Below are 17,290 nucleotides of genomic sequence, written 5' to 3'. Positions count from 1 at the left end.
TCATTTTAAAGATTAAAATAGGAGTGAATATGTTAGAAAAAAGAGGGGTAATAGAAGGATTTTATGGAATACCTTGGAGCTTTGAAGATAGATTATCAATGATAGAATTCCTATCAGACATAGGGATGAATCGCTATATCTACGCACCTAAGGATGACCCATATCACAATATAAAATGGAGAGAAGCCTATCCAGATGAAAAGCTAGCTGAGCTTAGTAAACTAGCTTCCCTTGCCAAGAAAAAGTCAGTAGACTTTATCTGGGCCATCCATCCTGGACAAAATCTAATAAAATTTGACGACTACGATGCAGAAATCAAAAAGCTCTTTGCCAAATATGATAGGCTCCATGAGGCAGGAGTTACATCTTTTGCCCTTTGCATGGATGATATCGATAGGGATTTGGCTTACGAGCAAAGAGACTTCCACCTAAGACTTGTAAAAGATATCTTGGCCCACCTAGAAAATTTTGAAAATAAAGAACTTCTCTTTGTCCATCCTTGGTACAATTCAGCCTGGATAGACCAAAAGGGAGAAGAATATTTTAAGCTTCTAAGGGGGCTTGATAATTTATCTATCATGTGGACAGGCTATGATGTAGTTGTTCCAATAACAAAGGCATCCAATGACAAATTTATAGACCTTTTTGATAAGGAAGCTGACATTTGGCTTAATTGGCCTGTCAATGATTATCTAAGAGATCAAATCTTTATGGAAATCTTTGAGTTTTTCGACTCAAGGGATGTCAATTACAAGTCCATCCTCTCAAATCCAATGAACCAGGCAGAGCTTTCCAAGATTTCAATCTACCAGATAGAAGATTTCTCCAAGGACCCAAAGGCCTACGACCCTCTAAAATCCTTTAAGGCAGCCCTTTCTTATGTTGATAACAAGGTGGCTGATGACCTATATATAATTTCTGATTCCTTCTTTGGATCTGGGGTTTATGATAGGTTCACTGAGAGAAAATACCAGGAAGATGGGGAAATATTAAAAGCCTACCAAGACAATGATTATAAAAGACTTGAGGCCCTCATTGATAAAAAGCTAGGAGCAATTGACTCTTATTTTAAAAACTACACAAATGAAAAATTATATAGGGAAGTAAAGGAATTTTTCAAATCCCTTTCTTATCTATTAAAAGCAGTCAAGGCCCTACTTGATGGGAATTTAGAAAAGGCCAAAGAATTTTATAAAAAGACAGAAGATTGCAAGGTAGAAATTTATACAGAATTTACCCAAGATAGGCTCGAACAAAGACAGGTAAAGACCTCCAGAGTCCTTGAAAAAATCTACGAAGACCTAAGATTAGGGTATGACCAATGAAAAAGACCGTCCACATTGTAAGCCATACCCACTGGGATAGGGAGTGGTACCTGCCTTATGAAAACCACCACATGCGTCTAATTGACCTTATGGATGGGGTCCTTGAGGCCTTTGACGACCCAGACTTTAAATACTATTGGCTAGATGGCCACTACCTACCCATAGAAGATTATCTTGAGGTCCGCCCTCAAAATAAAGAAAAAATTAAAAATCTGATAGAAGCTGGCAAGCTAAGGCTAGGTCCTTGGTATATCCTCCAAGATGCCTTCCTTACAAGTGGAGAATCTAACCTTAAAAACCTAAGCCTTGGCATTAAAAATATCAAAAAGTGGGGACATCCTTCAATGATTGGATATTTCCCAGACACCTTTGGCAATATCGGCCAGGCCAGCCAAATCCTCAAAAAAGCAGGGATAGACGTGGCATATTTTGGCAGGGGAGTCAAGGCTACTGGCTTTGACAATGTAGTGATTGAAGATTTCACCTCAAAAAATTCTGAAATTTATTGGCAAAGCCCCAATGGCGATAAGACCCTAAGCGTGCTTTTTGCAAATTGGTATGCCAATGGCCTTGATATACCAGAAGATGAGGATGAACTTAAGGCCTATATGGACAAACGCATTGCCGATATGGAAAAATACGCATCCACAAATCAGCTTCTTTTAATGAATGGTTGTGATCATTCACCAGTCCAGAAAAATATTGGACAAATCATAAAAAAGGCTAATGCCCTTTATGAAGATTATAATTTCATCCATTCAAATTTAGACCTTTACTTTAAGGCTCTAGAAGAGGAGGTAGGAGACCTTGATACAATCAAGGGCGAGCTTAGAAGCCAGGCAACTGATGGTTGGTGGACCCTAAATTCCACATCCTCATCTAGGTATTACCTAAAAAAATACAACAAGAGCCTGGAGATGCGTTTTGAAGAAGTAATTCAGCCCCTCTTTACCCTTTTTGTGGATGAGGATGCCTATCCTCAGCAAAAGCTAGATTATTTCTACCAAGAATTAGTCAAAAACCATCCCCACGACAGCATTTGTGGCTGTTCCATAGACTCAGTCCACGATGGAAATCTCAGACGCTTTAAGAGTGTATATGATGGCCTTGATTATTTAGAAGACTTTGCCAAGAAAAAAATCAGGGAAACAACAGCTAATGCCAATAATCATGCCATTTGCATAATAAACACCCTCCCTTATAAGAGGATGAAAGAAGTGCTAACAGATATCGAAATAGATAGGAAATTTTTCGGCATAGATTATCCAGAAGTTTATGATGAACTTGCGGGAAAAGCTGTCCCAGCATTGAAATTAGTAGATGAAGACGGGGTAGAAATCCCTGCAGAAATCACCTACCTAGGCACAGGCTTTGGCTATATCTTGCCAGATGATAAGTTTAGAAAGCCATATTTTGCAAATAGGGTGAGAGTCAGATTTATCCTAAAACTAAAAGCCTTTGAGAAAAAAATCTTAAGGCTAGTTTCTGGCAAATCTTCCTTTACATCTAGGGAAATAAATGAAAAAACAATAGAAAATGACTTTTATAAGCTAGAGATAAATGATAATGCTAGCCTAAATATTTATGACAAAAGCTCGGGATTGACCTTTAAAAACGTTCTAGCCATCGAAGATACAGGCGATATAGGCAATGAATATATCTATAGACAATCGACAGATGGGGCAAGGATTCTTGGCGGCAAACTAATCGACCAAAAAATTATAAGAGAAAATGACAAGACTATAATTAAACTAAGAGAAAGCTTTAAGCTTCCAAAAGCAGCCGAAGATAAGCTTTTAGCCGAGCAAATCCGCCTTAACGACATCACCCAGAGAAGGGCGAATAGGTCTAGTGACTTAATAGAGATGACAATTGATAAGGAAATCACCCTTTACCATGCAAAAGCCCCTCTTAAGGTCAAAATCAGCCTTAAAAACCTAGCCAAAGACCACAGGATGCGCCTCCTCTTTGGTCATAATCTGGCAACAGACAAGGTCTATGCAGAATCTATCTTTGAATGTGTAGAAAGAGATGCCTATCCACCACAAACATGGAAAAACCCAGACTATTCCCAAAATTTCAACCGTTATGTCCAAGTAATGGATAAGGGTAAAAAGGGCTTTGGAGTATCTGCAGTTGGCCCTGCCGAATATGAGATGGTAAGGGGCGAAGGCCTTTATATAACCCTCTTTAGGTCAGTAGGCGAGCTTGGTGATTGGGGATATTTCCCAACACCCGATGCCCAGCTTATAAAAGATGACTTATCTGAAATGACCTTTGACTTCTACTTTGCAGGCTTTGCAAATGATTTTGATAAAAATAGGCAAGATATTTTACAAGCCAGGGTGGATTTTGTAAGCCTTGGCCTAGATAAAAACGAAATCGAGAAAAAAGATACAAATCTTCCTCAAATCGACCTGGGAGACAATCTTTTCTCAACCTTATATAGAAATGACAAGAACGAGCCAATCCTAAGAGTCTACAATCCAGGAGAAAGCCCTAAGGAGCTTGACCTTAAGGGGGTAGAATATGACATCTTAGGAGATGTTCAGATAAAAGATGAGATTGACAAAATCTTGCCAGGCTTTGAGATTAAAACATACAGATTGGAGCTTTGATGAAAGAAATTGTAAGAGACTTGGTGGAGAGAGTTGAAAAATCCGACCAGCTTACCGATGAGATTAAAAAGATTTTTAAAAAAGCCATTAACAACACTTTCACCACCACCATAAAAGAAACTGATAGGGGTGATGCCTTTGTAATCACTGGCGATATAGAAGCTATGTGGCTTAGGGACTCATCTGGCCAGATTAGACCGCTTTTTTATATAGATAGCAAGGAGGCCAATGACCTTATTAAAAAAGTCCTCGCCAGACAAATCTTTTGCCTAGATAAGGACCTTTATGCCAATGCCTTTAATATCGAAGCAAATGGCAGGTGTTGGACTGATAAGGATATAACAGATTTTGAATCTTCTTGGGTTTGGGAGAGAAAATACGAGCTAGACTCCCTTTGCTATGTAATGGAGCTTGCCTATCTTTATTATGAAAAGACCAAGGACGGGACTATTTTTGACGGGGAATTTTTAAGGGTTTTGAATGATATGGTAGACCTTATAAAATTAGAGCAAAACCATGACAATTCTCCCTACATCTTTGAAAGACCAGACCCATGGGCCCCTAGCGATTCGCTAAGGGGTGGTGCGAGGGGGACTGATGTTAGCTATACAGGCATGTCCTGGACTGGCTTTAGGCCAAGTGATGATTCCTGCATCTACCAATATCTAATCCCAGCCAATGCCTTTTGCGTGGTAGCCCTAAGAAGACTTGCTGCTTGCCTAGATCAGGAAAATTTGGCAAATGAATTATCAGCAAAGATGAAAAAATTGGCAGAGGAGATTGATTGCGGGATTAAAAAATATGGAATTACAGAGGATGATGATTTTGGCAAGATTTATGCCTATGAGACAGACGGGCTTGGCTCTTACAATCTCATGGATGATGCCAATATTCCAAGCCTCTTATCCCTTCCTTATCTGGGCTATCTAGCAAAAGATGACCCGATTTATAAGTCCACCAGGGCCTTTATCCTTTCAGATAAAAACGAAAATTATTATGAAGGGACGGCTGCAAAAGGCATCGGTTCAAACCACACACCTGAAAATTACATCTGGCATTTGGCCCTTTCCATGCAGCTTATGACAGCTACCGATAAAAAAGAGCAGGAAGAAATTCTTGGATATTTTGAAAAAACCCACGCAGGCACCTATTTGTGCCACGAGGGTTTTGATAAGGATGATCCAGAAAAATACACCAGAGATTGGTTTTCCTGGTCCAATTCAATTTTTGTAGAGGCTGTCCTAAGCTACTTAGGCATAGAAATGATAAAGGCTAGTTAAGATAGGCCTCGCAAATCATATCAAGCATAAAGGTTACAGGAAATATTTTTGAAATCTTGTAGGAATATTTCGGATAGGGTGGAAGGATGATGGCAAGGGAAGCTTCTTTAGCAAGGGTCGACTCCCCATCTCCTGTGATGGCAAGGATCTTTGCCCTATTTGCCTTGGCATTGTCCACTCCTTCAAGGAGGTTGTGGTTTTCTCCAGAAAGGGAAATTGCAATCAAAAGGTCATCTTCTGACAGCCCCTTGCTAAGTAGATTTATAGAATAAGGCTCCTTGGCATAGTCGGTATTATCAAGGCCGATTTCGCCAAATTTGTAGACAAATTCATTGGCACAAAGGCCAGATGAGCCAATACCAATTACGGCAATCTTACCAAAACTGGCAAGGCTTTTGATAAAGTCAATAGTTTTATCATCAAAGGCCTTGCAAGAATCTATAAAATTCTTGTAGATTTCCTGGCTTAGGGACTTGGGACTTTGCAATTTTTGGGAAATATTAAATTTAAGCTCAGAATATCCATCTAAGCCTAGCTTTTGGGCAAAGCGAGTAATAGTCGAATTTGAAAGCTCTAATAAATTTGCAAATTCATTGATATGAAGCCTATCAAGGTCTAGGTCCATATCCTTGATTTTATCAACAATCACCCTTTCAGACTTTGATAGTTTAATAGATTTTGAGCTTATGATATCCATAATGAAATTATAAGTAGTATTTGTCATCTAATCACTCCTAAGATAATTATAACATAAGAAGGGAATTATGTATTTAGTATTTGATATAGGTGGGTCATCCACCAAGTATGCACTAATTGAAAATGAAAAAATAATAAAAAAAGATTCTGCCAAAAGCCTTCCAACTATGGACGAATTTATCAAGTTTTTGGAAGAAACTGTAAATAAATTTGTGGCAGAATACCAGATAGATGCCATTGGATTTTCTTCCCCAGGCACAGTTGATAGCAAGTCTTTCCACGTAGGTGGCCTTACAGCCTTAGGCTATCTTGATGAGAGAAACTTTGCAAAACATATAGAAGAGAAATTTAAAATACCAGTAGCCATAGAAAATGATGCCAACTGCGCAGCCCTTGGGGAAATTTATTATAAAGAGCTTGAAGAAAGCCTGGTTTGCTTTGTGATAATAGGATCTGGCATAGGCGGGGCAGTGGTAAAGGATAGAGAAATCTTAAGGGGCCTTAGCCTAGAAAGTGGAGAATTTGGCTATATGCTCTTTAATGATTATGGCAAGATCAAAAACCTATCCACCCTAGGGACTCTGCCAAATGTGGCAAGGGCCATCAAGGAAAAATATGACCTTGACCTTGATACCTACACGATTTTTAAAAACTACCTCAAAAAGGAAGAGCCTTGCTATAGCGAGGTAGATAAGATGTTTACCTACCTTGCCATGGGCCTATACAATATCGCCTATTCCATCAACCCAGAAGTGATCTATATAGGCGGAGCGATTTCTGAAGATAAAAACTTTATGACTGCCCTAAAAGACAAGCTAAAAGAAGAGATATTTGCTGGAGTAAGCATAGAAATAAGGCCGGTATCATTTTTCAATGACAACAACCTCTACGGGGCTTATGCCAACATCAAACTAAGAGAAGAAAGGGAGAAGCTATGATAAAATTTCCTGAAGACTTTCTATTCGGATCTGCAACCTCAGCTACCCAAACAGAAGGGGGAAATACTGATGGCAAGACTGATAATATCTGGGATTATTGGTATAGACAGGAGCCTTACAAGTTTCATGACTTGATAGGCCCGGAAAATACTTCCAATTTCTACTGCGATTATAAGGAAAATGTCGAACTTTTGGCCAAAACTGGCCACAATTCCTTTAGGACATCCATCTCCTGGTCTAGGCTTATTCCAGCCATGGATGGGAAGGTAAATCCAAAGGCAGTCGACTTTTACAAATCATACTTTAAGGCTATCAAGGATAAAAATATTAAACTTTTTATAAATCTTTTCCACTTTGATATGCCCATGTATCTCCAGGAAATTGGGGGTTGGGCCAATAAAGAGGTCGTAGAAAAGTATGTAGACTACGCAAAGACTTGCTTTAAGCTCTTTGGAGAATATGTGGATTGCTTTTTTACCTTCAACGAGCCAATCGTCCATGTCGAATGTGGCTACCTTTATCAATATCATTACCCATGCGAGGTAGATCCTAAAAAGGCAGTCCAAGTAGCCTATAACACACAGCTGGCATCAGCCAAGGCCATAAAGGCCCTAAGAGAGCTAGACCCAAATAAAAAAATCGGCATAATCCTAAACCTAACTCCAGCCTATCCGAGAAGCAATCACAAAAACGACCTAGAAGCTGCAAGGATTGCAGACCTCTTTGCCCAAAAGTCCTTCCTAGACCCATCAGTCCTCGGGACTTATCCAAAAGAGCTTGTCGATATAATCAAAAAAGAAGACCTCATGCCAGATTTCACTGCAGATGAGCTAGAAATAATCAAAAACAATACTGTAGACCTCCTTGGGGTAAATTATTATCAGCCACTTAGAGTCATGGAAAATCCTTACACCTACAAGGATGATGCCATATTTATGCCTACTAAGTACTATCTGCCATACGATATGCCAGGTAAGCGCATGAACCCTTACAGGGGTTGGGAAATCTACCCTCAAGCCATCTATGACATAGCCATCAATATTAGGGACAATTACAATAATATAGATTGGTTTGTCTCAGAAAATGGCATGGGAGTCGAAGATGAGGAAAGGTTTAGAAAAGATGGCAGGATAGAGGATGATTATAGGATTGACTTTATCAAAGAGCATTTGACCTACCTCAAAAAAGCCATGGATGAAGGGGCAAATTGCAAGGGTTACCATCTATGGACCTTCATAGATTGCTGGTCCTGGCTAAATGCTTATAAAAATAGATATGGCCTTGTAGAATATAAGCTTGACACCGGCGAGAGGATTATCAAAAAGTCTGGGGAATGGTTTAAGAAACTAAGTGAAAACAAGGGTTTTTAATAAGGTAAATTTATACAAGCGATTTCCAATTTTTCCTAAAATAGCTTATAATATAAGTAAGAAATCAAAAAGGAGTAATTATGTACGGGTCAATTGAATTAGGCGGCACAAAGATTAGGTGTGCAGTTTTAGATGAATTAGGTAATATTATTAAGGAAATAAGAATAGAAACATCTGATCCTAAGGAAAATATGAAGGATGTGGTAGATTTTTTAAAGGCAAATCCTGTAGAAAGCATTGGAATTGGAGCCTTTGGACCAATTGATGTGGACAAGGAGTCAAAAACCTACGGCTTTGTCCTAGAAACTCCAAAAAAACTTTGGAGAAATTTTAACCTTTTAGGTTCAATCAAGAAAGAATTAGACCTACCAATAGGCTTTACCACAGATGTTGGGGCAAGCGGAATTGGTGAATATAAGTACGGAGCAGCCAAGGACAAACGCTCCTCTCTTTACTTAACCATAGGTACAGGGGTTGGTGGTTCTTATATCCAAGATGGAGTCCTACTTGAAGGTTTCTCTCACCCAGAAATGGGCCACATAGAGCTTGCCAGAGAAGAAGGCGATGATGTAAAGGCCAAGTGCGACTTCCACGATTCTTGCTTTGAGGGCCTTTGCGCTGGACCTGCCCTAGAGCTTAGGACAGGGGTCAGGGGAGAAAATCTCGACAAGGATGACCCAGCCTTTGATATACTCGCCAGATATATAGCCAAGGGCCTTATGACCTACACCATGATCCTAAGACCACACATCATAATAATAGGCGGTGGTGTAGTAAATAAGGAAGGTATGATTGAAAAAATCAGAAGAGAATTTGCGAAACTTGACAACCACTATATAAATATTCCAAATCCAGATGAGTATATAGTTTTCCCAGAACTAGGCAATGAAGCAGGCCTTATAGGAGGCTATGTCCTAGCCAAGGATGCCCTAAAAGATGAATAAAAGAAAAAAGCTCTAGGCCAGCATTTAGCTAGCTTAGAGCTTGATTTTTATTTAGATTTTGCTTCTAAAATTAGTTTTTGCTTTAAATTCCACAAGTCTTGGGAAAGGTCCACATAATAATTGTGTGGGCTATCATATCTTTTCACTTCATCCCAAAGACTAGCCACTTCTTCTTTTCTGTATTCTGCGATTTCATCAAGGCAAGGCTGTTCGTAGACAATCTCTCCCTTATCAAAGATTTGAACCTGCATTTCTCTAGCCCTAAAGTCCTTCATCTTTTTCATCTTCCAGGTAAAGAGTGGGTCAAAGATTACCATAGGCTTAGAATCATCCACCTTCTCCTCGGCAAGGGCTATATAATCAGCCTCGGCCTTGCCAGTTTTCTTGTCATAAAGCCTATAGACCTTCTTAAAGCCAGGTGTCGTAATCTTTTCTACATTTTCAGATACCTTAATCTTAGCCTTCATATCCCCATCTTTTTCCATAGCAACAAGCTTATAAACTCCACCAAAAACTGGGTCAGACTTGGCAGTAATTAGCCTTTCGCCAATACCAAAGGAGTCAATTTGTGCTCCCTGGGCAAGGAGGGACTCGATTTTAAATTCATCAAGGGAATTGGAAGCGACAATAGTAAAGTCTTCTAGGCCATTTTCATCAAGTCTTTTCCTAACTTCCTTAGAAAGATAAGCTAAATCTCCCGAATCAATCCTAACCCCGCCTTTAAGTCCCTTTGGTACAAGCTCTTCCTTAAAGACCTTCATGGCATTTACAAGGCCTGATTCTAGGGTATCGTAGGTATCTATCAAAAGTATGCAATTATCTGGATACATCTTGGCGTAGGTTTTAAAGGCCTCATATTCTGAGTCAAAGGCTTGAATCCAAGAGTGGGCCATGGTTCCTGCTGCCTTAAAACCGTATTTTTGTGATGAATAAGTGTTGGAAGTAAGTGGGGCACCGGAAATAAAGGCAGCCCTAGCTCCTGTAATTGAAGCATCAGCTCCCTGGGCACGTCTAGCCCCAAATTCCATAACCAGCCTGCCCCTAGCAGATGAGACAATCCTGTTAGTCTTAGTTGCTATAAGTGAATTAAAATTCATTGACAAGAGTAAGTAAGTTTCTATAATTGAACACTCAATGATAGGGGCCTTGACAGTAATAATTGGCTCGCCAGGAAACATGACAGACCCTTCAGGAAAGGCCCACACATCGCCTGTAAACTTAAAATTAGAAAGATATTCTAAAAATTCTTCAGAGAAATTTTCAGTCTGTCTAAAATATTCTATGTCATCTTCTGTAAAATGTAGGTTCTTGATAAAGTCGATTACATCGTTAAGACCTGCAAAAATAGCATAACCACCGCCGTCGGGGTTTTTCCTATAAAAGGCATCAAAGACTGCTACTTGATCCTTCATGCCATTTTCAAAATATCCAGCCGCCATTGTAAACTCATAAAAGTCACTAAGCATGGATAAATTTCTAATCTCGCTCATAAGCTCCTCTTTTCTATACTTTACTTATCTTTATACCCAAAAATTAGAAATTTGCTCCTAAATTTACAAAAAATTACCCATAAGGGGCTAAAACAAGTATATTAATCATAAGAAATGAGGAGAGACTTATGTATATATTTGATATAGATGGTACCTTGCTATACACAATAGATACCATAACTTACTTTATAAACCAAACCTTAAAAGCTTTTGGCCTAGGGGAGTGCCCAAAAGTCATGGTCGAAAAATTTGTCGGCAATGGGCCAGTAGTCCTTTGCGAAAAAGTCCTAGATTATGTAGGGGCAGAAAGGGATGCTTCCTACAGGAAAGATTTCCTAGATACCTACAACAAGGCCTATGATGACAACCCATCCCACCTTACCAGACCTTATGATGGGATAAAAGAAGTATTAGATAAGCTTAAAAAAACCGGCAAGCCCTTAGTATGTTTTTCTAATAAACCAGATGAAACCTGTAATAAGGTAATACCAGCAGTCTTTGGAGAAGGCTATTTTGACTATATCCTAGGCTATAGAGAGGATTATAAGCGTAAGCCATCCCCAGAAGGCATCATGATCTTAAAGGAGAGATTTGGGGTAAATAATTCAGATATAATCTATTTTGGAGATAGCGAAGTAGACATAAAATGTGGCAAAAACGCAAGTATCTACACAGTAGCCTGCTCTTGGGGCTTTAGGGATAGGAAAATCCTAGAAGAAGGAAACCCTGATTTAATCATAGATAATCCAAAAGAAATGTATATAAGGAGGGCCTAAATGAAACTAGCACTAGTAAGAATCGACTCCCGCCTATCCCACGGCAAGGTCGTAGAGATATGGTGTGCAAAATACGGGATAGACAAGGTAATAATAGCAAATGATAGGGTAGCCACAGATGACTTTAGACAAGAAGTAATGAACCTAACTATCCCAGAAAATATAGAGGCAACCTACTTAAAAGTAGCAGAAGTGAAAGATTTTCTAGAAAAACACCCAGGCGACTACTTCGCCATAGTAGAAAGTCCAGAAGATGCCGAAAAAATCGCAGACTCCGGCATAAAAATCGAAAAACTAAACATAGGCATAATCCACATGCAAGAGGGCAAAAAAAGCCTAACAGAAGAAGTAGCAGTAGATGATAATGATTTGAGGATATTTAAGAAATTAAAAGAAGCAGGTACAGAAATAGCTGTGAGACTTTCGCCATTTGCCAGCAAGAGATCCTTAGATGAGTTCTTCTTGCAATAATAAAAAGGGAATTAGGGGGCTTCCCCCTAATTATCCCCTTTTTTTATTACTTAATTATTAGTATTATATTTATATTTGGTGTTTTTCTTCGTTATTTTATCTCATAATAAATTATTGTCATCAAGCTGATGACTTCGCCTAAAGGAGGGGCGAAGGGGGCGGCCTCGCTCTCGGCCGCTAGGGCAAACTCTTGACGGTGACTTTTTATTTTAAATCTCCCAATAAATAAGTTTATTAGACTCTCTAATCGCAATGTTTGCGAAAGCAAACGAGCCTTAAAAGCACTCAGAAGTTATCATTTTCTCAGAACACAGAATAACACTCCCAAGGTCGGGAGATTTTGTAAATGGAGATGCCGTTAAGAAAATCTCCTGACGCACGAGTGAATATGAAATTTCCGTAACTACTGAGATGTAAAATAAATATAAGAGAAATATTTGGGCTAGATTGAGATTTTTAGGCTTCGGAATGTCAAAATCAGTACGAATAAAGATAGCTAAAACAAGGGGTTCTGTCGACAAATAGTGGATTGCCGTTAGGCAATCTTCACTTTCCGCACTCCGCTTTAGGAGCAGACGGGGGTGTAGCGTAAGGGGGTCTTAGGGGGAACCAGTAGGGGGCATCTGCGCCCCCTTGGGTTCCCCCTAGGTACGAAGATTCAATAGTAACTTATAAAATAAAATTAAGTGATGAAGTTACGAAGAAAAACACTAAATAATAAAAATTCATTAAAAAAATAATTTTATCTTGGATAAAAAAAGAAGGGGTCTTAGGGGACCCCCTTAAAATAATCTTATCTTGGATAAGAAACCACCAAAAAATATCCCAATACAAGAACTCCTAATATTATCCTATAAATTCCAAAAGGTATGAAGTCGTTGTTTTTAACATAAGCTAGGAATTTCTTGATTACTGCGTAGGCCACTATAAATGATAAGACCATACCTAGGGCGATTAAAAACCACTCATAACCTGAAAAACCCGCTAGGTTTTTGAATAGTTTTAGGGCTGTGGCTCCTAGCATAGTTGGGATGGCTAGGAAGAAGGAGAATTCTGCTGCAGCTGGACGGCTTAGGCCTAGGAGGAGGGCTCCTATGATTGTGGAAGCTGACCTGGATGTGCCTGGAATCATGGCTAGGCATTGGAAAAATCCAATGGCTAGGACTATTTTGTATGGGACATCTTCTAGGCTTTCGTAGGCGAAGGCTTCCTTGCCCCTATTTTTTCTTTCAATTAAAATTATAATTATTCCCCAGATTACAAGCATGGCTGCTACTGTGATTGGATTAAAAAGGTATTTGTCGATTAGATCATCAAAGAGTAGGCCTAGGACCATGGCTGGTAGGACTCCGACTATTACCTTTGTCCATAATTTGATGGTTTGGCCATCTGGGTGGGTCAAAATAAAGTAGGCCTTGGACTGGCCATTTAGCTTGTCATATTTTTTTGGCAAGGAAATTTTCTCCTTTGACCAAGGATTGAGCTTGTGAAAATAAATCACAACTACTGATAGGATAGCTCCTAGCTGGATTATGACGTTGAAGGCATTTGAGAAGCCTTCTGGCGTTAATTTTACAAATTGGTTGACTAGGATTAGGTGGCCAGTGGATGATACTGGCAAAAATTCTGTAACCCCTTCTACTATAGATAGGATTAGGACTTTGATTAGGTCAATTATCATTTAAATTCCTCCATGAATGAGTGTTTTTCTCCATTTATTTGGTAGGCTAAGACCATGTCGCAGTTGACATTTTCAGCCGATCTTAGGATTGATTTTTCTACTTCTGGGTTATCTTTTTTAATTTCTGCTATTAGCTTTTTGATCTCAGCCCTGGTGTGGGATGAGCTAGATTTGGTGACTGTGCAGGCACAATCTAGGGCAGAAAGGCCTGCAAAGTCCCTCCACCTGATGATGTCTTCTTCTTTAAGATAATATAAAGGCCTTATGAGGTCCATGTCTTCGAAGTTTTGGGCGGCTAGCCTTGGTTTCATGGTTTTGAAATTTCCTGCATAGAGGACATTCATCATGATTGTCTCGATGACATCGTTCATATGGTGGCCTAGGGCTAGCTTGTTACATCCAAGTTCTTTAGCCTTGGCGTAGAGAAAGCCCCTTCTCATCCTGGCACAGAGATAGCAAGGATTGCCTCCATCTGCTAGGGTCTCTGATATGTCAAAAACCTTGGAATCGTAGATTCCTGCTGGGATTTGTAAATATTCTAGGTTGTGCTTAAGAAGGTCAAGATTTTCCTTATCATAGCCTGGGTCCATGCAGATGTATTTGACATCAAAGCCTACCGGGCCATGCTTGTGGAGCTCTTCTATAAGTTTGGCTAGGATTAGGGAATCCTTGCCGCCTGAGATTGCTACTCCGACCACATCTCCCTCGCTTATGAGTTCAAATTCCTTGATGGCCTTGATAAAGGGCGACCATATTTCTTTTCTATATTTTTTTATAAGTGATTTTTCTATTTCTTTTATATCTGTCATAATATTATTTCTTTCGATGGTTGGTATCTTTTTGCTACTTCTAGGTCTATATCCTTGTCTGTGTCTAGGCCTAGGCCCTTAAGATAGGATTCGACTGTGATTTTTGAAAGTGCTTCGGTATTATTAGTCTCTGACAAGTGGGAAAGGAAGACTGCTTCATTTTTGCCCTCAAGGGCATCGCCTAGGGCCTCTGCTGCTTGGTCATTTGACAAGTGGCCCATCTTGCCCATGACCCTAAGCTTGAGCTTATAGGGATATGGGCCAATCTTTAGGGCCTCCAGGTCGTGGTTTGCCTCCATGTAATAGACATCAGATCCCTTTATTTGGTAGGCGATCTTTTCGTCAATTACTCCTGTGTCTGTGATTAGGCTTATCTTTTTATTGGCCAGGTAAATTACAAAACCTACCGGCTCATAGGCATCGTGGTAGGTTGAAATTGGATAAATATCCATGGCTTTGAAGTTTAAAAATTCATTGGACTTAAAAATCTTAATCGACTCGTCCTTGAGATTTTTGGTCTTTGGCAAAAAGGCCTTCCAAGTGCCTTCGTTGGCATAGATTGGTAGCTTAAACCTCTTGGCAAGGACTGCAGCCCCCTGGCTGTGGTCTGTATGCTCGTGGGTTAGGAAAATCCCGTCAAGGTCTGATGGGTGTTCACCAATTTCTGCCAAAAGATTTTCAATTTTCCTGCCAGAAAAGCCTGCATCGATTAGGATTTTGGTGCCTTCATAGGATAAAAAGCTAGTATTGCCAGATGAACCTGAAGATAGGACTACAAATCTATTCATCTATATCCAGATACTTTCTTATGAAATCTGCTATGGCAGGCTCGTCGTTTGTGCCAATGACATAGTCTGCGGCCTTTTTAGTAGGCTCTGCTCCATTTCCCATGGCTACTCCCACTCCCACAAGCTCGACTGATTTTAGGTCATTGAGGCCATCGCCAAAATACATCATATTATCAAGATTAATGCCTGTAAGCTCTGACAAGTCTCTTAGGGCCTCAGATTTGCCAGCCAGAGGATTTAGGATTTCGCTGATGAAGGGTGCATTTCTCATGTATTTAAATCTCGTCTCGATTGCCTGTCTGTGCTTATCCTCAAAGTCTTTTAAGATTTGAGGGCTTGCTGATAGGCAAACTCTGGCAATCTCATCAGGAATATCATCCAAGCTATCATAGGCTAGCCTTGGCATCCTTACTAGGCCCTTGTCCTTGAGGAAGGCCTCGTTTGGCTTATCTTCATTAATAAAAATGACATCCCTTGTATGAATTGACATCTGAAGCCTAGGGTCATCGATTTGGTCGAAGATATATCTTACATCCGCCTTGGTCAGGCTCTTGTCAATTAGGGCCTTGCCTGTGGAGTTTTTCCTGATGTAGGCGCCTGTGGATGTGATAGAAAGGTCGTCATAGGCCATCAAATCAAGCTCTTCCCTTATCCACCAGTGGCCATTGAAGGTCCTGCCTGTGCAAAGGATGATTTTGATGTCTTTGTCTTTTAATTTTTTTATAAGGGTCTTATTTTCCTTTAGAACTTCGCCCTTGCTATTTATAATTGTGCCATCTATATCAAAAGCTATTAGCTTTATATCTTTTTTCAATTTTTACCTCTTTACTAAATCTAAAACACTTTTCAAATCCTTATTATTTTACTAGTTTAAAGGCTCTTATTCAATAAGAAAAGCCCCATGCTAGGGGCTTGATTTATGGATGGATTTTCTTATTTATGCTTAGGCTTTTACTTCACTTTTTACGGCATCTGCTATGTGGGCTGCCACGCCTTCTTCGAAGGCTCCTGGGATTATGTGATCTTCGTTTAAATCTTCTTCGCTTACCATAGAGGCTAGGGCCTTGGCTGCGGCAAGCTTCATAGAATCTGTGATTTGGCTAGCTCTGGCATCTAGGGCACCCCTAAAAATGCCTGGGAAGGCTAGGACATTGTTGATTTGATTTGGATAATCAGACCTTCCTGTGGCTACTACCCTGGCTCCTGCAGATTTTGCTAGGTCGTAGTCTATTTCTGGGACAGGATTTGCCATAGCGAAAACTATTGGGTCATCGCTCATATTTTCTATGTCCTTGGCATCTAAGAGATTTGCTGCTGATACACCTATGAAGACGTCTTTTCCCTTGATGGCTGCCTTAAGGCTTGCTTTGAAGTTGTCTTCATTGGTTATTTCTGCTATTTGCTTTTTGACTGGATTTTCGCTTTCTAGGTGGTCTTTGTTGATGGTGCCTTTTGAATCACACACCACTATGTGCTTTACTCCCAAATCTATGAGGAGCTTGGTAATTGAGTAGCCTGCTGCACCTGCTCCTGAGACTAGGACTCTTATTTCATCGATCTTTTTATTTACTAGTTTTAGGGCATTGATTAGAGCTGCTGCTGTGACTATGGCTGTGCCGTGTTGGTCATCGTGAAAGACTGGTATATCAAGAATTTCCTTTAGTTTATTTTCTATGTAGACACATCTAGGTGATGAAATGTCTTCAAGGTTGATACCACCAAAGCCTGGGGCAATGTTTTTGACTGTTTCTATAATCTCATCAGGGTCTTGGCTATCTAAGACAATTGGAACTGCATTTACATCTCCAAATTCCTTAAAAAGGACTGCTTTACCTTCCATGACTGGTAGGGCTGCCTTTGGGCCGATATTGCCCAGACCTAGGACTGCTGACCCGTCTGATACTACCGCTATGGTATTGGCCTTTGATGTATAGATATAGGCATCGTCAGGATTTTCAGCAATCTTTCTGCATGGTGCTGCTACACCTGGTGTGTAGGCATAGGTTAAATCTTCGGCATTTTCTACCCTTGCCTTTACTTCTGTGGCGGCTTTTCCCTGCCAAGCCTTGTGTTTTTCTAATGCTTTTTCGTATACGTCCATATT

The 17,290-nt window shown here is 39.9% G+C and carries 15 protein-coding genes; 8 read left to right on the top strand and 7 right to left on the bottom strand.

The annotated features are described in order from the left end of the window. The first annotated feature begins 29 nt into the window (after positions 1 to 29). The 3 genes from NH288_RS02415 to NH288_RS02405 are packed head-to-tail and all read left to right on the top strand — an operon-like array spanning position 30 to position 5,223. Positions 30 to 1,325 (top strand): protein O-GlcNAcase, encoded by a 1,296-nt coding sequence (locus NH288_RS02415; protein WP_265212828.1) that lies wholly within the window; start codon positions 30 to 32, stop codon positions 1,323 to 1,325. Beyond that, complete coding sequence (locus tag NH288_RS02410) at positions 1,322 to 3,943, top strand: alpha-mannosidase (protein ID WP_265212826.1); 2,622 nt, start codon at positions 1,322 to 1,324, stop codon at positions 3,941 to 3,943. Before NH288_RS02415 ends, NH288_RS02410 begins: the two co-directional genes overlap by 4 nt. Further along, positions 3,943 to 5,223, top strand: a complete 1,281-nt coding sequence (locus tag NH288_RS02405) for a glycoside hydrolase family 125 protein (RefSeq protein ID WP_265212824.1) — start codon at positions 3,943 to 3,945, stop codon at positions 5,221 to 5,223. Before NH288_RS02410 ends, NH288_RS02405 begins: the two co-directional genes overlap by 1 nt. On the opposite strand, the gene NH288_RS02400 is transcribed toward NH288_RS02405, so the two are convergent. Then, complete coding sequence (locus NH288_RS02400; RefSeq protein WP_265212822.1) at positions 5,216 to 5,947, bottom strand: MurR/RpiR family transcriptional regulator; 732 nt, start codon at positions 5,945 to 5,947, stop codon at positions 5,216 to 5,218. The two genes, NH288_RS02405 and NH288_RS02400, sit on opposite strands and share 8 nt — an antisense overlap. A 40-nt stretch (positions 5,948 to 5,987) precedes the next feature. Between NH288_RS02400 and NH288_RS02395 the strand changes: the two genes are divergently transcribed. The 3 genes from NH288_RS02395 (at position 5,988) to NH288_RS02385 (ending at position 9,171) form a co-directional block, all read left to right on the top strand. Continuing rightward, positions 5,988 to 6,857 (top strand): ROK family protein, encoded by an 870-nt coding sequence (locus tag NH288_RS02395; RefSeq protein WP_265212819.1) that lies wholly within the window; start codon positions 5,988 to 5,990, stop codon positions 6,855 to 6,857. Beyond that, a complete protein-coding gene (locus NH288_RS02390) occupies positions 6,854 to 8,227 on the top strand; it encodes a glycoside hydrolase family 1 protein (RefSeq protein ID WP_265212818.1) in 1,374 nt (457 codons plus the stop codon). Before NH288_RS02395 ends, NH288_RS02390 begins: the two co-directional genes overlap by 4 nt. An 80-nt stretch (positions 8,228 to 8,307) precedes the next feature. Beyond that, on the top strand, positions 8,308 to 9,171 hold the full coding sequence (locus NH288_RS02385) for an ROK family protein (protein ID WP_265212816.1): 864 nt from the start codon (positions 8,308 to 8,310) through the stop codon (positions 9,169 to 9,171). Positions 9,172 to 9,218: 47 nt separating this feature from the next. Here NH288_RS02385 and NH288_RS02380 read toward each other — a convergent pair whose 3' ends face one another. Further along, positions 9,219 to 10,661, bottom strand: coding sequence for a nicotinate phosphoribosyltransferase (locus tag NH288_RS02380; protein WP_265212814.1), 1,443 nt, complete (start codon positions 10,659 to 10,661; stop codon positions 9,219 to 9,221). Between the two features lie 128 nt (positions 10,662 to 10,789). Between NH288_RS02380 and NH288_RS02375 the strand changes: the two genes are divergently transcribed. Next, positions 10,790 to 11,437 (top strand): HAD family hydrolase, encoded by a 648-nt coding sequence (locus tag NH288_RS02375; RefSeq protein ID WP_265212813.1) that lies wholly within the window; start codon positions 10,790 to 10,792, stop codon positions 11,435 to 11,437. Then, positions 11,438 to 11,908: a PTS system mannose/fructose/N-acetylgalactosamine-transporter subunit IIB gene (locus NH288_RS02370; RefSeq protein WP_265212811.1), complete on the top strand. Its 471-nt coding sequence runs from the start codon at positions 11,438 to 11,440 to the stop codon at positions 11,906 to 11,908. Between the two features lie 793 nt (positions 11,909 to 12,701). Here NH288_RS02370 and NH288_RS02365 read toward each other — a convergent pair. From NH288_RS02365 to NH288_RS02345, 5 genes are all read right to left on the bottom strand, one after another. Beyond that, positions 12,702 to 13,589, bottom strand: coding sequence for an undecaprenyl-diphosphate phosphatase (locus NH288_RS02365; RefSeq protein WP_265212809.1), 888 nt, complete (start codon positions 13,587 to 13,589; stop codon positions 12,702 to 12,704). Further along, entirely contained in the window at positions 13,586 to 14,398 is an 813-nt protein-coding gene (locus NH288_RS02360; protein ID WP_265212808.1) for a tRNA 2-thiocytidine biosynthesis TtcA family protein, read from the bottom strand. The genes NH288_RS02365 and NH288_RS02360 overlap by 4 nt, the downstream gene beginning before the upstream one ends. Continuing rightward, positions 14,395 to 15,186: an MBL fold metallo-hydrolase gene (locus NH288_RS02355; RefSeq protein ID WP_106461430.1), complete on the bottom strand. Its 792-nt coding sequence runs from the start codon at positions 15,184 to 15,186 to the stop codon at positions 14,395 to 14,397. The genes NH288_RS02360 and NH288_RS02355 overlap by 4 nt, the downstream gene beginning before the upstream one ends. Then, positions 15,179 to 16,000: a Cof-type HAD-IIB family hydrolase gene (locus NH288_RS02350; protein ID WP_265212806.1), complete on the bottom strand. Its 822-nt coding sequence runs from the start codon at positions 15,998 to 16,000 to the stop codon at positions 15,179 to 15,181. Before NH288_RS02350 ends, NH288_RS02355 begins: the two co-directional genes overlap by 8 nt. A 129-nt stretch (positions 16,001 to 16,129) precedes the next feature. Then, positions 16,130 to 17,287 carry an NADP-dependent malic enzyme gene (locus tag NH288_RS02345; RefSeq protein WP_265212804.1) on the bottom strand — a complete coding sequence of 386 codons (1,158 nt, stop codon included), beginning with the start codon at positions 17,285 to 17,287 and terminating at the stop codon, positions 16,130 to 16,132. Between the last annotated feature and the right edge of the window lie 3 nt (positions 17,288 to 17,290).

This window comes from Anaerococcus sp. NML200537 (assembly GCF_026131715.1).
Classification (GTDB): domain Bacteria; phylum Bacillota; class Clostridia; order Tissierellales; family Peptoniphilaceae; genus Anaerococcus; species Anaerococcus kampingae.
This window is presented reverse-complemented; position numbering and strand designations above follow the sequence as displayed.

Excerpts from the sequence above, each read along its gene's own strand:
- NH288_RS02385 (WP_265212816.1), top strand. The coding sequence starts at position 8,308 with ATGTACGGGTCAATTGAATTAGGCGGCACAAAGATTAGGTGTGCAGTT.
- NH288_RS02400 (WP_265212822.1), bottom strand. The coding sequence starts at position 5,947 with ATGACAAATACTACTTATAATTTCATTATGGATATCATAAGCTCAAAA.
- NH288_RS02370 (WP_265212811.1), top strand. The coding sequence starts at position 11,438 with ATGAAACTAGCACTAGTAAGAATCGACTCCCGCCTATCCCACGGCAAG.
- NH288_RS02390 (WP_265212818.1), top strand. The coding sequence starts at position 6,854 with ATGATAAAATTTCCTGAAGACTTTCTATTCGGATCTGCAACCTCAGCT.
- NH288_RS02360 (WP_265212808.1), bottom strand. The coding sequence starts at position 14,398 with ATGACAGATATAAAAGAAATAGAAAAATCACTTATAAAAAAATATAGA.
- NH288_RS02410 (WP_265212826.1), top strand. The coding sequence starts at position 1,322 with ATGAAAAAGACCGTCCACATTGTAAGCCATACCCACTGGGATAGGGAG.
- NH288_RS02405 (WP_265212824.1), top strand. The coding sequence starts at position 3,943 with ATGAAAGAAATTGTAAGAGACTTGGTGGAGAGAGTTGAAAAATCCGAC.
- NH288_RS02345 (WP_265212804.1), bottom strand. The coding sequence starts at position 17,287 with ATGGACGTATACGAAAAAGCATTAGAAAAACACAAGGCTTGGCAGGGA.
- NH288_RS02395 (WP_265212819.1), top strand. The coding sequence starts at position 5,988 with ATGTATTTAGTATTTGATATAGGTGGGTCATCCACCAAGTATGCACTA.
- NH288_RS02365 (WP_265212809.1), bottom strand. The coding sequence starts at position 13,589 with ATGATAATTGACCTAATCAAAGTCCTAATCCTATCTATAGTAGAAGGG.
- NH288_RS02415 (WP_265212828.1), top strand. The coding sequence starts at position 30 with ATGTTAGAAAAAAGAGGGGTAATAGAAGGATTTTATGGAATACCTTGG.
- NH288_RS02375 (WP_265212813.1), top strand. The coding sequence starts at position 10,790 with ATGTATATATTTGATATAGATGGTACCTTGCTATACACAATAGATACC.
- NH288_RS02380 (WP_265212814.1), bottom strand. The coding sequence starts at position 10,661 with ATGAGCGAGATTAGAAATTTATCCATGCTTAGTGACTTTTATGAGTTT.
- NH288_RS02355 (WP_106461430.1), bottom strand. The coding sequence starts at position 15,186 with ATGAATAGATTTGTAGTCCTATCTTCAGGTTCATCTGGCAATACTAGC.